The sequence below is a fragment of the Pseudomonas sp. GW531-T4 genome (assembly GCF_017349615.1).
GTDB classification, from domain to species: domain Bacteria; phylum Pseudomonadota; class Gammaproteobacteria; order Pseudomonadales; family Pseudomonadaceae; genus Aquipseudomonas; species Aquipseudomonas chlororaphis_I.
Genome location: NZ_JACMZT010000026.1, coordinates 1 through 17,973 on the forward strand (window position 1 = coordinate 1; position 17,973 = coordinate 17,973).

Genomic DNA, 17,973 nt, shown 5'->3' on the forward strand with positions numbered 1-17,973 from the left:
CCGTTTTTGTAGGAGCGAGGCTTGCCCGCGATGACGACCTGGAGCACGCCCCGCAAGCCCGGCGATAAGGCCTTGGCGGGCCTCAGAACTGGTAGCTGAGGGCGGTCTGGACCTGGCCCTGATTCACTTCGCCGCGCTCGCGCACCAGGGTGCTGTCGGCCGCCGAACCCGTCAGGTGAATCCAGCTGGCGCTGGTCATCCACGACCAGTTGCCGCCCAGGGGCACCTGCAGGTTCTGGGTCAGGGTCAGGTTCTGCAAACCGCCGCCGGCGCTGTAGCGGCCGATGCCCGTGGCCTGGGCCTCGGCGTCGCTGATACCAAAGAAGGTCTGGGTCTGCCGGGCGTCGGCGAAATGCGCGGTGAGGTTGTTGCTGCCAATGATCCCCAAGCCCAGGGGATAACCGATTTCACCGCCGACCTTGCCCAGCAGGCCACCCTGGCCCTCGCCCGCAGCCACCGCGCTGCCGAGGGAGGCGAACAGGCGCCAAAAGTCGTCCGGCGCGTACTGGATGTAGCCGCCGACATCGGCCATGTTCGGCACGTCCCGCAGGCCGCGCAGCGAGCCGTTGGCGTTACGTCCCGGCAAATAGTTGATATAGGGCCCGGCGCTGAAACCCTTGCCCTTGAAGGCATCCCAGGTCAGGCCGTCGTCGGTGTCGAGGCTGACATCGCCCCACTCCAGATCGACATAGGGCAAGGGCACGGTGTCATGCCGGCTGCCGCTGGGGTCATGGGGTTGGTAGCCGATGCCCAGGCCCAGCGAACCGCCCAATCCATCCTGGCCCCCCTCCTCGGCGAAAGCCCCGCAGGCAGCCCCTAGCGACAGCAGGACGGCAAGCAGGGCGGAGCGTGTGAAGCTGAACATGGCGCGGGTTTCCTGGAGTGAAGATGCGCGCATCAATCACCACCCCGCCCCCTCCCTGCAAGCACTGATGTTGTTTGTAGCGAGCTACAAAATTTGTAGCTCCAGCCGCCCCACCGAACGCCTTTTTCCCGCGCAGAGCCCGGCCCGCCTGGGCCGAAGGCAGTTGGCACAGTCCCTGCTCCAGTGCCTGGCATGCGCAAAGTGCGCTCCTCTCCAACAGGTAACTGCAGATGATGCACTGGCATATCGTGTGTGACTTCGACGGGACCATCACCCGCACCGACGTGATCGACAACGTCCTCCAACGCTTCGCCGACCCGAGCTGGGAAGACATCGAGCAACAATGGCTGGATGGCCATATCGGCTCCCGGGAATGCCTCAGCCGCCAGCTGGCGCTGGTCAAGGCCTCGCCCGCCGAACTGCTCGCCTGTTTCGACAGCGTCGAGATCGATCCCGACTTCCCCGACTTCGTCGATCATGTGATCGGCCTGGGCGCTTCCCTGGAAGTGGTCAGCGACGGCATCGAGCAAGGCATCGCGCGGATCCTCGCGCGCCACTACGTGAGCCTGCTGCCGATCCTCGCCAACCGCCTGCGCCAGGTCGACCAGAACAGCTGGCGCATCGACTTCCCGCACGCCAGCGACGCCTGCCGCGCCGCATCCGGCAACTGCAAATGCAAATCCACGCCCAAGGGCAAGCGGGTGCTGGTGATCGGCGACGGCCAGTCCGACATGTGCGTGGCCGCCAGCGCCGACTTCGTGTTCGCCAAGGGCCGCCTGGCCGAGTACTGCCAACGCAATGCCATCCCCCACGCGACCTTCGATTCCTTCGCCGAACTGCCGGCACTGCTGGCCCTGTTGCCCAACGAAGCGGCCAATGCCGGCGCCTTCGCCCTCGACAACACCACCGAACATTGCGTCCCCACTCAGGAACTCTTCCACCATGTCTGACATTCGTATCGCAACCGCAGAAGACCAGGTGCTTCTGGAAAAAGAAGCCAAGTACTGCTCCTACGGCGACACCGTCCACTACATCGAGCCGCCACGGATTTTCAGCCGCTGCGAAGGCTCCTGCGTCTGGGACACCAGCGACCAGGCCTACCTCGACCTGCAGATGTGGTACTCGGCGGTGAACTTCGGTTATGCCAACCCGCGCCTGAACAATGCCCTCAAGCAACAGATCGACACCCTGCCGCAGATCGCCAGCCAGTACCTGCACAAGGGCAAGATCGAGCTCTCGGAAATGATCGCGGTGGATGCCAAGAAGAAGTTCGGCCTCGACGGCCGCGTGCACTTCAACGTCGGCGGCTCGCAGTCCATCGAGGACTCGCTGAAAGTCGTGCGCAACGCCACAAATGGCAAGAGCCTGATGTTCGCTTTCGAGGGCGGCTACCACGGCCGTACCCTCGGCGCTTCGTCGATCACCTCCAGCTACCGCTACCGTCGCCGCTACGGCCACTTCGGCGAGCGCGCCAACTTCATTCCTTTCCCCTACCACTTCCGCGGCCCCAAGGGCATGACCAAGGAAGAGTACGGCAGCCACTGCGTGCAGCAGTTCGCCCGGCTGTTCGAGACTGAATACAACGGCGTGTGGGACCCGAAAGTCGGCCAGAGCGAATACGCCGCCTTCTACGTCGAGCCGATCCAGGGCACCGGCGGCTACGTGATCCCGCCGATGAACTTCTACAGCGAGCTCAAGCATGTGCTCGACCAGCACGGCATCCTGATGGTGGTCGACGAGATCCAGATGGGCTTCTACCGCACCGGCAAGCTGTGGTCGATCGAGCACTTCGACGTCAAGCCGGACGTGATCGTCTTCGGCAAGGCCCTGACCAACGGCCTCAACCCCCTGGGCGGCATCTGGGCCCGCGAAGAGCTGATCAACCCCAAGGTGTTCCCGCCGGGTTCGACCCACTCCACCTTCGCCTCCAACCCGCTGGGCACCGCGGTGGGCCTGGAAATGTTCAAGATGACCAGCGAGATCGACTACGGCGCGATGGTCATGGAGAAGGGCAAGTATTTCCTGGCCGGCCTGCAGGACTTGCAAAAGCGCTACCCGATCATCGGCGACGTCGACGGCCTGGGCCTGGCGCTGCGCTGCGAGATCTGCACCAGCGACGGCTTCACACCGGACAAGGCGACCCTGGACTACATGGTCGAGGAAGGCATGAAGGGCGACATCGAGATCAATGGCCAGCGCCTGGGGCTGATTCTCGATGTCGGCGGCTACTACAAGAACGTCATCACCCTGGCCCCCTCGCTGGAAATCAGCTACGCGGAGATCGACCTCGGCATCGCCCTGCTCGACCGTCTGCTGGACCGGGCCATGAAACGATGACAGCACAGATCGATCCGGGCGCCGGCATCGACCTGGGCCAGGGCGACGCCGGCTTCATCCTCGGCAATGGCGAGGTCGCGGTGTTGTTGATCCACGGCCTCACCGGCACCCCGACGGAACTGCGTCGGGTGGCCGTCGGCCTGGCCCAGGCCGGGTGCACGGTGTACGTGCCGACCCTGGCCGGGCATTGCGGCAACAACGCCGACCTGCAGGCCACCGGCTGGCAGGACTGGTACGAGGGCGTGCGCCGGACCTTCGTCGGCATCCGTCAGCGTCACCGGCAGGTGTTCGTCGGCGGCCTGTCGATGGGCGCCGTCATGTCCATGTACCTGGCCTCGGAACACCCGGGGCAGGTCAGCGGCCTGCTGATGTATTCGACCACCCTCAAGTACGACGGCTGGAGCATCAACAAGCTGGCGTTCCTCACCCCGCTGCTGATGAAGATTCCGTTCGGCGTGCACATCTGCAGCTTCGAGGAGAAGCCGCCGTACGGCATCAAGAACAAGCGCCTGCGGGCGGTGGTCGAGCGACAGATGAAGGCCGGCGAAAGCAGCAGTGCCGGCCTGCTGACCATGGAAGGGGTGACCGTGCGCGAGTTGCACCGGATGAACGCTGTGGTGAAAAAACGCATGCCGTCGATCACCACCCCGGCCCTGGTGCTGCACTCCATCGAGGACGATATCACCAGCCGCTGGAACGCCGACTATGTCGAGCGCAAGCTCGGCGGCCCGGTGGTCAAGGTGCTGCTCGACAACTGCTACCACATGATCACCGTCGACCTGCAGTACCGCCGGGTGGTGGAGTTGAGCGCGGACTTCATCGAACGCCAGGCGGGCCCGCGGCCCGCGGTGTATGACGACCAGCGCCAGTTCGCCTGATTCAAGGACCGCACGTGATCACCAGCCAAGTCTTTTCGAGCATCCAGGCCATCGACCGCAGCGCCTGGAACGATTGTTTTCCCGGTGCCCTGGAGAATTGGGACTATTACCTGGCAGTACAGGACGCCGGCATCGAGGACTTCACCTGGCGCTACCTGGCGGTGTTCGAAGACGAGAAGCTGGTGGCCGCCGCCCCGGCCTTCATCACCCGTTATCGCCTGGACACCACCGTCTCGGGCCCGGCCAAGCGCCTGAGCGAACGCCTGCAACGCTGGTGGCCGGGGCTGCTGCAACTGCCGCTGTACGCCATCGGTTCGCCGGTGGCCGAACAGTGCCACGCCGGCACCGCCAGCCATATCCCCGCGGTGCGCCGCCAGGCCCTGCTCGGGCAACTGCTGCACCTGGCCCGGCGCGACGCCGACGCCCAGGGCATCGGCCTGCTGGCGGTCAAGGATGCCGCCAGCCAGGACCGGCAATGGGCCGCCAGCTGCCAGGCATTCGGCCTGCAAGCCATGCCCAGCCTGCCCAGCGCCCTGCTGCCGGTGCCCTTCGGCTCGCAGGATGCCTACCTCGGCACCCTGGGCAAATCCACGCGCAAGGACCTGCGCCGCAAGTTGCGTGCGCCCGGGCCGCGGATCGAATGGCGACGCAACATCGACGACGTCCTGCCCCAGGTCATGCGCCTGTATGAAGCCACCCTGCGGCGCAGCGACCTGCAATTCGAACGCTTACCCGCGCCCTACTTCACCGGTATCCTCCAGCACTTGGGAGAGCGTGCCGCCTGCGTGCTGTACTGGGTCGACCAACAACTGGTGGCCTTCAACCTGGTGCTGCTGGACGAGCACCGGTTGATCGACAAATTCTTCGCCCACGACCTGGAGATCAGCCGTGAGCACAACCTGTATTTGCGCAGTTGGATGGCCAATGTCGACTACTGTATCCAGCACCGGATCGCGCTCTACGAATGCGGCCAGGCCGGTTATGCCAGCAAGCTGCGCCTGGGTTGTAGCTTCAGCGGCAACAGCCTGTTCTTCCAGCATCGCAACCCGCTGCTCGACACCCTGCTCAAAGGGCTGAAATATGTTCTCCGGCCGGATCGCACCGACCCCGCCATGGCCGCTGCACTAAGCGAAAGTTCATGACCAGAAAAGACCGCCGCACCCCTCGCCCTTTCGCCATCTCCCGCTGGAGCCTGCAGCGCAAGCTGGTGCTGGCGTTCTGGATGGTCAGCGTGATCCCCACGATGATCGCCGCCGAGCTGGCGGCCACCACCCTGTCGCAGATCTTCGACAGCAACGTGCGCATCTGGCTGCAGGAATCGACCAAGATCGTCGAGGACGAAATCACCGAGACCCTGCGCGACAACGCGCGCATCGCCCAGCTGTTCCTGCGTTATGCCAGGCCGCCCACCGACCGCAACGCAGCCAGGCACGACAAGCTCACCGCCGACATCGCCGACTCCATGGGCATCGATGTGGTGGCGCTGATCCGCAAGCGCGACCACCAGGTGGTGTTCAGCACCGCCGCCGACGATATCGTCGGACAGATCAGCCTGGCCCATAACGCCGTGCTACAGACCCTGCAGGTCGGCGGCGTGGCCACCGGCGCGGTGGTCTCGACCTTCCAGACCACCCTCGACGGCATCGACTACCAGCTGCTGATCGCCACCTACCTGGACGCCAGCTTCCTCACCAGCGTGGCCGACGTGCACTCCCTCGACCTGCGCCTGTACCTGGCCAAGGCCAACGACTTCGCCGAGATCTTCGCCACCCAGCGTTTCGAGGACCACCCGACCCAGGTGCCGGAAAAGATCGAGAACATCCTGCGCGACACCCGCCAGCCCACGGAGCAGTTCACCAGCCGCTACAGCGGGCTGTACCGGCCGATCTTCAACGACAGCGGCGAACTGGTGGGGGTGATTTTCAGCGGCCTGCTGCGCCACAGCAGCCTGGTGGGGCTGGTCAACCAGAGCAACCTGTTCATCCTGATCTTCCTGCTCAGCTCGGCGGCGTCGCTGGCCGTCGGCTGGCTGGTGTCGAAACGCCTGACCATGCCCCTGCGCGGCTTGTCCAAGGGGGTCCAGGCGGTGATCGCCGGTGACTACCGGCAACGGGTGCCGGTGATTGGCGGCGACGAGCTGGCGGAGCTGAGCAGCACCTTCAACCACATGAGCGAACGCCTGGGCGAACTGCAGCACCTGGAAGCCCAGTTGCGCCGTCGCGACCGCCTGCACGCCCTGGGCGAAGTGGCCATGGGCCTGGCCCACGAGATCCGCAACCCCCTGGGCATCATCAAGACCGCCACCCAACTGCTGCACCGCCGTGCGGATCTGCCCGAAGGCGACAAGCGTCACCTGGAATACGTGATCAGCGAAGTCAGCCGGATCAACGACCTGATCACCGACTTCCTCGACTTCGCCAAGCCCAGCGCGCCGATCCGCTCGACCCTGCTGGCGCGGCCGCTGGTGGAGGAGCTGATCGGCTTCTGCGAGCCGGAACTGGCCAGCCACAAGATCGACGCGCAGATCGACGACCAGGCGCCGGGCGCGACCCTGTACGCCGACGCGCGCCAGCTCAAGCAGGCCTGCCTGAACCTGATCCTCAACGCCATCGACGCCATGCCCGCGGGCGGGCGCCTGACCCTGGGCATCGCCCAGGACGCCGAGCACACCATCCTGCGGGTCACCGACACCGGCCAGGGCATCGAGCCGGACATGCTCGAACGCATCTTCACCCCCTTCGTCACCACCAAGGCCTCGGGCACCGGGCTGGGCCTGGCCAAGGTGTTCTCGATCATGGAAAACCATGACGGGCACATCGAATGCAGCAGCGAAATAGATGCCGGCGCCACCTTCAGCCTGTACATTCCGGCCAAGGGTGAGGATGACGAAGAGGATGATGAAAATGAGCAAAAGGCCCAGCCATGACGCATAACCTGCTGGTGGTCGACGACGAGCCCAAACTCTGCGACCTGCTGTCCTCGGCGCTGAGCCAGGACGGCATCCAGGTGTTCACCGCCGGCAATGGCCTGCACGCGCTCAAGGTGCTGGAACAGGAAGAGATCGACCTGGTGATCAGCGACTGGCGCATGCCCGGCATGGACGGCCCGCAGCTGCTGGCCGAGGTCAAGCAGCGCTACCCGCAGATCCCGGTGATCGTCATGACCGCCTACAGCACGGTGAAAAACGCCGTGCAGTCGATGCGCAACGGCGCCTACGACTACATCGCCAAGCCCTTCGATATCGACGAACTGGACATCACCGTCAGCAAGGCCCTGCAGTTTCGCGACATCCTCAAGGACAACCAGCGCATGCGCGCCGAGCTCGACGAGCACCGGCAGATCGACAGCCTGGTGGGCGACAGCCCGACCTTCCGCCGGGTCCTGCAAGCGGTGGACTCGGTGCGCGAAAGCAACGCCACCATCCTGCTGACCGGCGAAAGCGGCACCGGCAAGGAGATGGTCGCCCGGGCCATCCACCAGCACGGCAACCGCGCCAACAAACCCTTTGTCGCGGTCAACTGCGCGGCGATCCCCGAAGGCCTGCTGGAAAGCGAAATGTTCGGCCATCGCAAGGGCGCCTTCACCGGCGCCGTGGCGGACCGGGTCGGGCGCTTTCAGCAGGCGGACAAGGGCACGCTGTTTCTCGATGAGGTCGGCGACATGCCGCTGGCCCTGCAGGCGAAGATCCTGCGCGCCTTGCAGGAACGGGTGATCGAACCGGTGGGCGACCCGCGCGAGCGCAAGGTCGACGTGCGGGTGATTGCCGCCACCAACAAGAACCTGCTGGAGGCGGTGGCCAACAAGGAGTTTCGCGAAGACCTGTATTACCGCCTCAATGTCTTCCCGATCCCGCTGCCCGCCCTGCGCGAGCGGGTCGAGGATATCGCGCCCCTGGCCCGGCACTTCGCCCACACCCTGGGCGCCACCGCCGGCAAACGCATCACCGGCTTCAGCCCCCAGGCCTTGCAGGCCATGGCCAACTACGCCTGGCCGGGGAATATCCGCGAACTGCAGAACTGCGTCGAACGCGCGACCATAGTCGCTGCGGGCGCGGTGATCGAGGAAAGCGACCTGCCGGGTTATCTGTTCAGCTCACCGCCGCTGAACGCCGGGGCCAGCGCCCTGCCCGGCGACAGCCTCAGCGTGCCCAGCGACCTGGACGCGGCCCTGGCCGAAGTGGAGAAGGCCTACATCCTCGCCGCCCTGCAACAGAGCAACGGCGTGCAGGCCGCCGCCGCGCAGTTGATCGGCATTTCCGAACGCAGCTTCTGGTACCGCCTGAAAAAACTCGGGATCCAGGTCGACAAGATCGTCCGCTGATACACGCCCATCCCCTAGAGCCAAGGCCACCACGGATCTGTAGGAGTGAGGCTTGCCCGCGATAGCGGTACCTCAGACACACCACATTGCCCCAATCGCCGGCAAGCCTGGCTCCTACAGAAGCCAAGGCCACCACGGACTTGTAGGAGCGAGGCTTGCCCGCGATAGCGGTGCATCAGACACACCGCATTGCCCCAATCGCCGGCAAGCCTGGCTCCTACAGAAGCCAAGGCCACCACGGACCTGTAGGAGCGAGGCTTGCCCGCGATAGCGGTACCTCAGACACACCGCATTGCCCCAATCGCCGGCAAGCCGGGCTCCTACAGAAGAAGGCCGCCACGGACTTGTAGGAGCGAGGCTTGCCCGCGATAGCGGTGCATCAGACACACCGCATTGCCCCAATCGCCGGCAAGCCTGGCTCCTACGCAAGCCTAGGTCAGAGCAGGTTCGGCGCGGGCAGCGGATCGATCTGCGCCCAGTGCGAGGTGTCTTCGCGATGGCTTTGCAGGTAGGGCAGCACCGCCGCCAGCAACGGCGCCTTGAAGGCTTCCTGGAAACGATGGGCCAGGCCCGGGATCAGCTTCAATTGGCTGCCCTGGATATGCGCGGCCAGGTGTACGCCGTGCATCACCGGCAACAGCGGATCGGCGGTGCCATGCACCACCAGGGTCGGTACGCGCAGTTGGTTGAGCAGGGCCACCCGGCTCGGTTCGGCGAGGATCGCCATGATCTGGCGCTTCACCCCTTCCGGGTTGAAGGCACGGTCATAGGCCTCCGCCGCCTGGTGCAGCAGCGCCTGCCGATCGTCGGTGACCTGCGGGCTGCCAAGGGCGGCCAGCAGGTCGGCCTGCTGCTCCAGCGCCACCTCACGGTTCGGCGCGCCGCGCCGCGACAACAGCTGCACCAGCGCCGCGTTGGGCGCCGGCAGGCCTTCGGCGCCGGAGCTGGTCATGATCAGGGTCAGGCTCTCGACCCGTTGCGGCGCCATGGCCGCCAGGTGCTGGGCGATCATCCCGCCCATGCTCGCACCCAGGACATGGAACTGCTCGACCTGCAGGGCATTCATCAGGCCCAGGGCGTCGTCGGCCATGTCGGTCAGGCTGTAGGGCGCGGCCACCGGCAGGCCGAGCTTGTAGCGCAGCACCTCGAACGTCAGGTTGGCGTTGGCCGGTGCCTGGCGCCAGGTGGACAGGCCAACATCGCGGTTGTCGTAACGGATCACCCGGAACCCCTGCTGGCACAGGGCAACGACCACTTCGTCCGGCCAGTGGATCAACTGCCCGCCCAGGCCCATCACCAGCAGCAGCGCCGGATCGGAGGCACGGCCGATGCTCTGGTAGGCCAGGCTCACCTGCTCCAGTTCGACCCTTTGGGTCGGTACGTTGACATCACAGCGAGACGCCGCCTGAGACGGCAGGCCGAGCAGCAGCGCGGCCAGGAAAACAGTCGTTGAAAAAAATCTTGCCCACATGAAGAAACACCGAAACGCAGAAGCCCAGTAGAGCGCGAGTCTGATGAACTTTGATCGAGCGCGCTGCCACAGTTACGTGACAGTTTGATGAAGATTGCCGAGTGGTCATAAAACCCTGTAGCCGCTGCCGAAGGCTGCGATCGGCCCGAAGGGACGCAGCGATCTTGAACCCGCTGAAGGCCTTCGGCCTTATCGCAGCCTGCGGCAGCGGCTACAAAAGCCCGCAGCATCGTGCCCCGGCCCACTGTAGGAGCGAAGCTTGCTCGCGATGGTCGTGAACGATGACGCGGTGTTCCTGAAGCAGCGCGGCGCCTGTGGGCTCATCGCGCGCAAGCTGCGCTCCTACAGGGATTGGCGTTGGCTGGGATCAGGCCTGTTGGTTACGCAACTGACGGGCGGCGGCGACCATGTTGACCAGGGCGGCTTCGGTTTCCGGCCAGGCGCGGGTCTTCAGGCCGCAGTCCGGATTGACCCACAAACGTTCGGCGGGGATGCGCCGGGCCGCCTTGCTCATCAGCTTGACCATCTCGGCGGTGTCCGGCACCCGCGGCGAGTGGATGTCATACACCCCCGGGCCGATGTCGTTCGGGTAGTCGAAGGCCTCGAACGCCTCCAGCAGCTCCATGTCCGAACGCGACGTCTCGATGGTGATCACGTCGGCATCCATGGCGGCGATGGCCTGGATCACGTCGTTGAACTCGCTGTAGCACATGTGGGTGTGGATCTGGGTGTCGTCGCGCACCCCAGAGGCGGTCAGGCGGAAGGCTTCCACCGCCCAGTCCAGGTACGGCTGCCAGTCCGCCCGGCGCAGCGGCAGGCCCTCGCGGAATGCCGCTTCGTCGATCTGCACGATCTTGATCCCGGCCTTCTCCAGGTCCACCACCTCATCGCGCAGGGCCAGCGCCAGTTGCCGGGCCTGCACCTCGCGGGACACGTCCTCGCGGGGGAAGGACCACATCAGCATGGTCACGGGCCCGGTGAGCATGCCCTTCATCACCTTGTCGGTCAGGCTCTGGGCGTAGCTGATCCAGTCCACCGTCATGGCCTGCGGGCGGCTCAGGTCGCCGTAGATCACCGCCGGTTTCACGCAGCGCGAACCGTAGCTCTGGACCCAGCCGAAACGGGTGAACAGGTAGCCGTCCAGTTGCTCGGCGAAGTACTCGACCATGTCGTTGCGCTCGGCCTCGCCATGCACCAGCACGTCCAGCCCCAGGCGCTCCTGGACCTGCACCGCATGGCGGATTTCGCAGCGCATGGCGTCGGTGTAATCGTTGTTCGACAGCTTGCCCTGCTTGAATGCCTGGCGCGCCAGGCGGATCGACGCGGTCTGCGGGAACGAACCGATGGTGGTGGTCGGGAACACCGGCAGCTTCAAGCGGGCGTGCTGCTGGGCAATGCGTTGGGCAAAGGGCGAGTGACGCTGGCTGTCGGCGGCGCTGACCGCCTTGAGCCGCGCCTGGACCTCGGCCTTGTGAATGCGCGGCGATTGCGCGCGGCTGGCCTGCACCTGGCGGCTTGCGGCCAGGGCCGCCTGCACCGCCGGGGCCTGGGGATCGTTCAGGGCGTCACGCAGCACCGAGATTTCGCCGCATTTCTGCACGGCGAAGGCCAGCCAGCTTTTCAGCTCGGCATCCAGCTGGTCTTCCCGGGCCAGGTCCACCGGGCTGTGCAGCAGCGAGCAGGAACTGCTGACCCACAGGTTGTCGCCAAAACGCTCCTGCGCCGCTTGCAGCTGCTGCAGCGCCTGCTCCAGTTCGCAACGCCAGACGTTGCGGCCGTTGACCAGGCCCACGGAAAGAATCTTGTAGGTCGGCAGGCGGTCGAGCACCTGGGTCAGTTGCTCCGGTGCCCGCACGGCGTCGATGTGCAGGCCGTCCACCGGCAGGCCGACGGCCAGCCCGAGGTTGTCCTGCAGGCCGCTGAAATAGGTGGCCACCAGTTTTTTCAGCGGCGAGTACTGGAGGATGTGGTAGGCCCGCTCGAAGGCGCCCTTCCATGCCTGCGGCAGGTCGAGGGTCAGGATCGGTTCGTCGATCTGCACCCACTCCACGCCCTGGGCCTTGAGGCGGTTGAGGATTTCACCGTAGACCGGCAGCAGGCGCTCCAGCAGCTCGAGCTTGTCGAAGTCATTGCCCTTGGCCTTGCCCAGCCACAGGTAGGTCAGCGGACCGATGATCACCGGCTTGACCCGATGGCCCAGGGCGTGGGCTTCGTCGACCTCGTCGAACAGCTGCTCCCAGCTCAGCTTGAACGACTGGTCGGCGCTGAATTCCGGGACCAGGTAGTGGTAGTTGGTGTCGAACCACTTGGTCAGTTCCTGGGCGTACTGGGTCTTGGCCTGATCGCCGCCACAGCAGCCAGCCGAGGCACCGCGGGCCATGGCGAACAGGGTGTCGAGGGTCGGCCGGCCCTGGGCGTCCTTGCTGCTGTCGAAGCGCTCGGGAACCACGCCGAAGGCCAGCGAGTGAGTCAGCACCTGGTCGTACCAGGCGAAGTCGCCCACCGGCAGCAGGTCGATGCCGGCGTCCTTTTGCAGCTGCCAGTGCCTGGCCCGCAGCTGGCGTCCGACGTCTTGCAGCGCCTGCCGGTCGAGGTCGCCCTTCCAGTAGGCTTCGAGGGCTTTTTTCAGTTCGCGGTCGGCGCCGATGCGCGGAAAACCAAGGGTGTGGGCCAAGGCCATGAGTGGGTTCCTCCCGGTAAAAGATGGCGCTATTGTCGACAGCCAAGCCAACATGAGACAAACTCAACCTTTTCGTGTTGATCACAAAATTCATTCATGGAGACCCTGGTGCTCGAAATCCGTCACCTGAAGACCCTGCACGCCCTGCGCGAAGCCGACAGCCTGGTCGAAGCCGCCGAACGCCTGCACCTGACCCAGTCCGCCCTGTCCCACCAGTTCAAGGAACTGGAAGAGCGCATGGGCATGCCGCTGTTCGTGCGCAAGACCAAGCCGGTGCGCTTCACCAGCGCCGGCCTGCGCCTGCTGCAACTGGCGGACGCCACCCTGCCGTTGCTGCGCGCCGCCGAGCGGGACATTTCCCGCCTGGCCGGCGGCACCGCGGGCCGCCTGCACATGGCCATCGAATGCCACAGCTGCTTCCAGTGGCTGATGCCGACCATCGACCAGTTCCGCGATGCCTGGCCGGAAGTCGAGCTGGACCTGGCCTCGGGTTTCTCCTTCGCCCCGCTGCCGGCCCTGGCCCGCGGCGACCTGGACCTGGTGGTGACCTCCGACCCGGTGGAACTGGCGGGCATCACCTACGTGCCGCTGTTCACCTACGAAGCCATGCTGGCAGTGGCCAACCAGCACCGCCTGGCCAGCAAGCCCTACATCGTTCCGGAAGACCTGCTCAGCGAAACCCTGATCACCTACCCGGTGGAGCGCGACCGCCTGGATATCTTCACCCGCTTCCTGGAACCGGCCGACATCGAGCCGGCCCAGGTCCGTACCTCGGAACTGACGGTGATGATGATGCAGCTGGTGGCCAGCGGCCGTGGTGTGTGCGGCATGCCTCACTGGGCGCTGCATGAATACAGCTCACGGGGTTATGTGAAGGCCAAGCGCCTGGGGGAAAAAGGCCTGTTCGCCACGCTGTACGCGGCGATCCGTGCCGACATGCTGGATGCGCCCTATATGCGCGACTTCCTGCTGACCGCCAAGGACACTTCGTTCTCGACCCTGGACGGGGTCAGCGCGGTACGTTGAAAAGCCGCATCAGCCTGGAGGAGTGGGGGAAATTCAGAGAGGGGAGACGACTTCACGCCACAGGTGGAGTTTGTCGAAGTACTCGACGCCCACCCGAACCGCCAGCGGCTCCAGGCCGAACTGGACGAAACCGCAGCGCTGGTACAGCGCCAGGGCTGCGTCGTTGCCAGCGGTGACGGTCAGTTGCACCAGCCGCACCCCGGGGCGTTGGCGTGCCTCCTGCAGCAGCGCCTGGACCAGCCGGTAGCCCAGGCCGCCGTGGCGATAAGGCTGCGCCACATACAGGCCGAACAGCGTGGCCTTGTGTCGGGCTTTCTCCCGGACCTCGAACGCCAGCCCGACGATGCCCACCAGCTCGCCACCCTCGAAGGCCCCCAGCAACAGGTCCAGCGGGCTGCTCAGCCGCGACTCCCACCAACTCAGGGGCATCGCCGCGCGTTCGGCGACGCTGGAGGTAAAAGCCTGCGGATGCCGTTCATAGGCTTCGAGCATCAGCGCGCGGTAGGCGGCGGCGTGACTGGCATCGAGGTGCTGGATGGACATGGTTGGTCGAGGCCCCGGGCTCGCGGGTGAATGAAAGGATCAGGCCGTCTGGCGTTGTTCCAGCAGCAGACGCACCGCCAGCCCGGCCAGCACGAAGCCCATGAAATAACGCTGGGTCGCCAGCCACAGCGGGTTGTGCACGAACCAGGCGGCGATTCCCGAAGCGAACAGCGCGATCAGCAGGTTGACGCTGAAGCTCACACTGATCTGGGTCAGGCCGAGGATGATGCTCTGGGTGAACACCGAACCGTGTTCCGGGCTGATGAACTGGGGAAAGACCGAGAGGTAGAACACCGCGATCTTCGGGTTCAGGGCGCTGGTGAGAAACCCCATCAGGATCAGCTTGCGCGACGAGTCCGGCGGCAGCTGCTGCGCCTCGAACGGCGAACGCGCGCCCGGCTTCAGGGCCTGCCAGGCCAGCCACATCAGGTACAGGGCGCCGACCCACTTGAGCACCTCATAGGCCACCGGCACCGCCATGAAGACCGCGGTCAGGCCGATCGCCGCGGCGAACAGGTGGACGAAGAAACCGGCCACCACGCCGACCAGCGAGGTCACGCCTGCCCGGCGGCCCTGGCAGATCGAACGGGAAATCAGGTAGATCATGTTGGGGCCGGGGGTCAGCACCATCAGCAAGGCTGCGGCGATGAAGATCAACATGTCGTGAAGGGGAATCATGATGGGCAATCCTTTGTCCTTGAAAAATCAGGCCGAGGCCAGTTGCGAGGCGCGATAGAACGGCAAGATCAGGTCGCGTGTCAATGGGGCCAGGGTGAGCTCGTCGCCAGCCTCCGGATCGATCCAGCGGACCTCCTCGATTTCCGCCGCGGGCCGGACCTCGTCGGTGTCCAGATCGAGGCGGAACAACTCGGCCTCGACCACAAAACCCGGCTCGTTGGCCGCCGGTGCGCAAAAACGTCCCAGGTAACGGGCGTCGGCCGGGTCGATACGCAGCCCGAGTTCCTCTTCCAGTTCACGGGCCAGGGCCTGGGCCGGCAACTCGCTCGGCTCGATCTTGCCGCCTGGCTGCATGAAGGCCTGGGTGCCGCGCTTGCGTACCAGCAGAGTACGGCCGTCGGGGCCGATCAACAGGGCCGCGGCGATACGGATAAGGGGGGGTGTGGTGCTTGAAAGAGTCATGAAAAACCTGGATCGGTTACGCGAGGCGGCAAGGATCCCATGACTGGCGAGTCGTCGTCACGACACAGTCGGCCGCTGTTTTTTCCATACACCCGGCGCCTCGGGCGGCGGGACGAAGCGCTGGCCTCCCAGGCCTTCCATGGACAGCCCGGAATAGAGAGGGGAATGGAAAAGTGGAACCGCCCGCTCCTGCAGCGATGCAGGAACGAGCGGGTACGCAGCAAGGGCCGAGGCCCTCAAGCGTTACCGGTCTTGCCGGACGAACCGAACGACGCGAAACGCTTGTTGAAGCCGGCGATCCGCCCTTCGGACTGGGTCTTGCGCTGCTGGCCGGTGTAGACCAGATGCGAGGCGCTGGAGACGTCGAGGGCGACATAGGGGTAAGTGTTGCCATCGCTGTGGCGCTGGGTGCGGTCGGTGTCCACGGTGGAACCGATCAGGAAGTACACGTCGGCGGCGGTGTCATGGAACAGCACGGTGCGGTAGGCAGGATGGATATTGGCTTTCATGGGAGTCTCCAGGGGATAGCTAAGGCTGAATTTCGTTATACAGTAACATTATCCAATCATGGAAACGAGAACCAGTTGCAATAAGGAAAGCTGTCAATCGTCTATCTCCCTCGGCAACGCCCGGCTCCAGGCGTTCACGCTTGCCCAAAGCGCTCAACGAACAGCCACGCGGGTGTTCGCCGAATGCCGGGGCAACTGGCGCAATCGCCTGGAAGATTCACTGCAACGCCTCAAGTGCATGCAATTGACCGCCCGCGAACTGGAGAGGTCGGGCACTTGATGCTCAGCGGTTGCTCCAGCAAGGAGATCGCTCGTAAGCTGCAAACCTCTGCCGAAACCGTGAAAGTCCATAAGAAACACATCTACGACAAGCTGGGCATCAAGTCCCGGTCCGAGCTGTTTTGGATTTTTCTCCAGGCGCAGAATGCCTGACGCCTGAAGCTGCCATGTGCGCACAGCTGCTGCGCCACGGCCGTTCTCTACAACAACAAGATCGTTGGCCACACAAGAAGAATGAGTACCCAAAAACGAAATCTATAGAGTCCGAACCAAGGAAACCGTATGAGCCTGTCCCTCCTGAGCCGCTACGCCTTCTTTGCTGCCTGCGTGATTTTCACCCTCGCCAGCTTGCCCTTTCTCGAACATGACTGGCTCTGGCCATTCACCCTGGTCACCTTCCTGCTCAGCCTGCTGGGCATTTTCGACCTGCTGCAAAGCCCCCACGCGGTGCGCCGCAACTACCCGATCCTGGGCAATATCCGCTATCTGGTGGAAGGTATCCGCCCGGAAATCCGCCAGTACCTGCTGGAGTCCGACAGCGACGCCCTGCCCTTCTCCCGGGCCCAGCGCTCGCTGGTCTATTCGCGGGCCAAGAACGAAAGCGCCGACAAGCCGTTCGGTACCCTGATCGACGTCTACCAGTCGGGTTTCGAATTCATCGGCCACTCCATGCGCCCGGCTCCCCTGAGCGACCCGAGCACCTTCCGCGTCACGGTCGGCGGCCCGCAGTGCAAGCAACCCTACTCGGCATCGGTGTTCAACATCTCGGCCATGAGCTTCGGCTCCCTCAGCGCCAACGCCATCCGCGCCCTCAACCAGGGCGCCAAGCTCGGCAACTTCGCCCATGACACCGGCGAAGGCAGCATCAGCCCCTATCACCGGGAAAACGGTGGCGACCTGACCTGGGAGCTGGGCAGCGGCTATTTCGGTTGCCGTACCAGCGACGGCCGTTTCGACCCGGAGCGCTTCGCCCAGCAGGCGCAGAACCCGCAGGTGCGGATGATCGAAATCAAGATGAGCCAGGGCGCCAAGCCCGGCCACGGCGGCATCCTGCCCAAGCACAAGGTGACCCAGGAAATCGCCGACACTCGTGGCATCCGCATGGGCGAGGACTGCATCTCGCCCTCGAGCCACAGCGCCTTTTCCACGCCGATCGAGATGATGCATTTCATCCAGCAGTTGCGTGAGCTGTCCGGCGGCAAGCCCGTGGGCTTCAAGTTCTGCCTCGGCCACCCGTGGGAGTTCATGGGCATCGCCAAGGCCATGCTGGAAACCGGCATCCTCCCCGACTTCATCGTGGTCGACGGCAAGGAAGGCGGCACCGGCGCGGCACCGGTGGAATTCACCGACCACATCGGCGCGCCGATGCGCGAAGGCCTGCTGTTCGTGCACAACACCCTGGTGGGCCTGAACCTGCGCGACAAGATCAAGCTCGGCGCCAGCGGCAAGATCGTCAGCGCCTTCGATATCGCCAGCGTGCTGGCCATCGGCGCCGACTGGGCCAACTCGGCGCGCGGCTTCATGTTCGCCATCGGCTGCATCCAGTCGCAAAGCTGCCACACCAACAAATGCCCGACCGGCGTCGCCACCCAGGACAACCTGCGCCAGCGCGCGCTGGTGGTGCCGGACAAGGCGCAACGAGTGTTCAGTTTCCACCGCAACACCCTCAAGGCCCTGGCCGAAATGCTTGCCGCCGCGGGCTTGAATCACCCGTCGCAACTGGAAGCCAGGCACCTGGTGCGACGCATGTCGGCCACCGAGATCAAGCTGTTCTCGCAGCTGCATGTGTTCCTCAAGCCCGGCGAACTGCTCACCGGCGCGGTCACGGGCGAGTTCTATTCGCGCATGTGGCAGCTGGCGCGCGCCGACAGCTTCGAGCCCAACAGCGAAGCCGCGGCCTGACCAGTCACACTCGACGCCCCGCC

15 protein-coding genes and 1 pseudogene are annotated in these 17,973 nt (G+C 64.8%); 9 read left to right on the forward strand and 7 right to left on the reverse strand.

Annotated elements, in window-relative coordinates; translation table 11 throughout:
* Window positions 1-82: 82 nt before the first annotated feature.
* Entirely contained in the window at window positions 83-865 is a 783-nt protein-coding gene (locus tag J4D28_RS19935; RefSeq protein WP_009050575.1) for a MipA/OmpV family protein, read from the reverse strand.
* A 230-nt stretch (window positions 866-1,095) separates the two neighbouring features.
* Here J4D28_RS19935 and J4D28_RS19940 point away from each other — a divergent pair, with 230 nt between their 5' ends.
* The 6 genes from J4D28_RS19940 to J4D28_RS19965 are packed head-to-tail and all read left to right on the forward strand — an operon-like array spanning window position 1,096 to window position 8,400.
* Window positions 1,096-1,815, forward strand: coding sequence for an MtnX-like HAD-IB family phosphatase (locus J4D28_RS19940; protein WP_009050576.1), 720 nt, complete (start codon window positions 1,096-1,098; stop codon window positions 1,813-1,815).
* Entirely contained in the window at window positions 1,808-3,202 is a 1,395-nt protein-coding gene (locus J4D28_RS19945; RefSeq protein WP_103331146.1) for an aspartate aminotransferase family protein, read from the forward strand. The genes J4D28_RS19940 and J4D28_RS19945 overlap by 8 nt, the downstream gene beginning before the upstream one ends.
* Window positions 3,199-4,080, forward strand: a complete 882-nt coding sequence (locus J4D28_RS19950) for a carboxylesterase (protein ID WP_009050578.1) — start codon at window positions 3,199-3,201, stop codon at window positions 4,078-4,080. Before J4D28_RS19945 ends, J4D28_RS19950 begins: the two co-directional genes overlap by 4 nt.
* A 14-nt stretch (window positions 4,081-4,094) precedes the next feature.
* Window positions 4,095-5,222, forward strand: coding sequence for a GNAT family N-acetyltransferase (locus J4D28_RS19955; RefSeq protein ID WP_103331147.1), 1,128 nt, complete (start codon window positions 4,095-4,097; stop codon window positions 5,220-5,222).
* Window positions 5,219-7,006, forward strand: a complete 1,788-nt coding sequence (locus J4D28_RS19960) for an ATP-binding protein (RefSeq protein WP_028683286.1) — start codon at window positions 5,219-5,221, stop codon at window positions 7,004-7,006. The genes J4D28_RS19955 and J4D28_RS19960 overlap by 4 nt, the downstream gene beginning before the upstream one ends.
* Window positions 7,003-8,400, forward strand: a complete 1,398-nt coding sequence (locus J4D28_RS19965; RefSeq protein WP_009050581.1) for a sigma-54 dependent transcriptional regulator — start codon at window positions 7,003-7,005, stop codon at window positions 8,398-8,400. Before J4D28_RS19960 ends, J4D28_RS19965 begins: the two co-directional genes overlap by 4 nt.
* 436 nt (window positions 8,401-8,836) lie before the next feature.
* Here J4D28_RS19965 and J4D28_RS19970 read toward each other — a convergent pair whose 3' ends face one another.
* Both J4D28_RS19970 and metE read right to left on the reverse strand, forming a co-directional pair.
* Window positions 8,837-9,871 (reverse strand): alpha/beta fold hydrolase, encoded by a 1,035-nt coding sequence (locus J4D28_RS19970; protein ID WP_009050582.1) that lies wholly within the window; start codon window positions 9,869-9,871, stop codon window positions 8,837-8,839.
* Between the two features lie 367 nt (window positions 9,872-10,238).
* The gene (metE, locus tag J4D28_RS19975) at window positions 10,239-12,551 is read right to left on the reverse strand and encodes a 5-methyltetrahydropteroyltriglutamate--homocysteine S-methyltransferase (RefSeq protein ID WP_009050583.1); all 2,313 of its coding nucleotides are present in this window, start codon (window positions 12,549-12,551) and stop codon (window positions 10,239-10,241) included.
* A 108-nt stretch (window positions 12,552-12,659) separates the two neighbouring features.
* On the opposite strand from metE, the gene metR reads away from it, so the two are divergent.
* Window positions 12,660-13,577, forward strand: a complete 918-nt coding sequence (gene metR / locus J4D28_RS19980; RefSeq protein WP_009050584.1) for a transcriptional regulator MetR — start codon at window positions 12,660-12,662, stop codon at window positions 13,575-13,577.
* A gap of 33 nt (window positions 13,578-13,610) precedes the next feature.
* On the opposite strand, the gene J4D28_RS19985 is transcribed toward metR, so the two are convergent.
* From J4D28_RS19985 to J4D28_RS20000, 4 genes are all read right to left on the reverse strand, one after another.
* Entirely contained in the window at window positions 13,611-14,120 is a 510-nt protein-coding gene (locus J4D28_RS19985; RefSeq protein WP_028683288.1) for a GNAT family N-acetyltransferase, read from the reverse strand.
* A 39-nt stretch (window positions 14,121-14,159) separates the two neighbouring features.
* Window positions 14,160-14,798 carry a LysE family translocator gene (locus tag J4D28_RS19990; protein WP_009050586.1) on the reverse strand — a complete coding sequence of 213 codons (639 nt, stop codon included), beginning with the start codon at window positions 14,796-14,798 and terminating at the stop codon, window positions 14,160-14,162.
* Window positions 14,799-14,825: 27 nt separating this feature from the next.
* Window positions 14,826-15,260, reverse strand: coding sequence for an NUDIX domain-containing protein (locus tag J4D28_RS19995; protein WP_103331148.1), 435 nt, complete (start codon window positions 15,258-15,260; stop codon window positions 14,826-14,828).
* Between the two features lie 236 nt (window positions 15,261-15,496).
* Window positions 15,497-15,769 carry a type B 50S ribosomal protein L31 gene (locus J4D28_RS20000; protein ID WP_103331149.1) on the reverse strand — a complete coding sequence of 91 codons (273 nt, stop codon included), beginning with the start codon at window positions 15,767-15,769 and terminating at the stop codon, window positions 15,497-15,499.
* Between the two features lie 241 nt (window positions 15,770-16,010).
* On the opposite strand from J4D28_RS20000, the pseudogene J4D28_RS20005 reads away from it, so the two are divergent.
* Window positions 16,011-16,201 (forward strand): annotated as a pseudogene (locus J4D28_RS20005) (response regulator transcription factor); the annotation flags it as partial.
* A 129-nt stretch (window positions 16,202-16,330) separates the two neighbouring features.
* Entirely contained in the window at window positions 16,331-17,950 is a 1,620-nt protein-coding gene (locus J4D28_RS20010; RefSeq protein WP_028683290.1) for an FMN-binding glutamate synthase family protein, read from the forward strand.
* The last annotated feature ends 23 nt before the right edge of the window (window positions 17,951-17,973 follow it).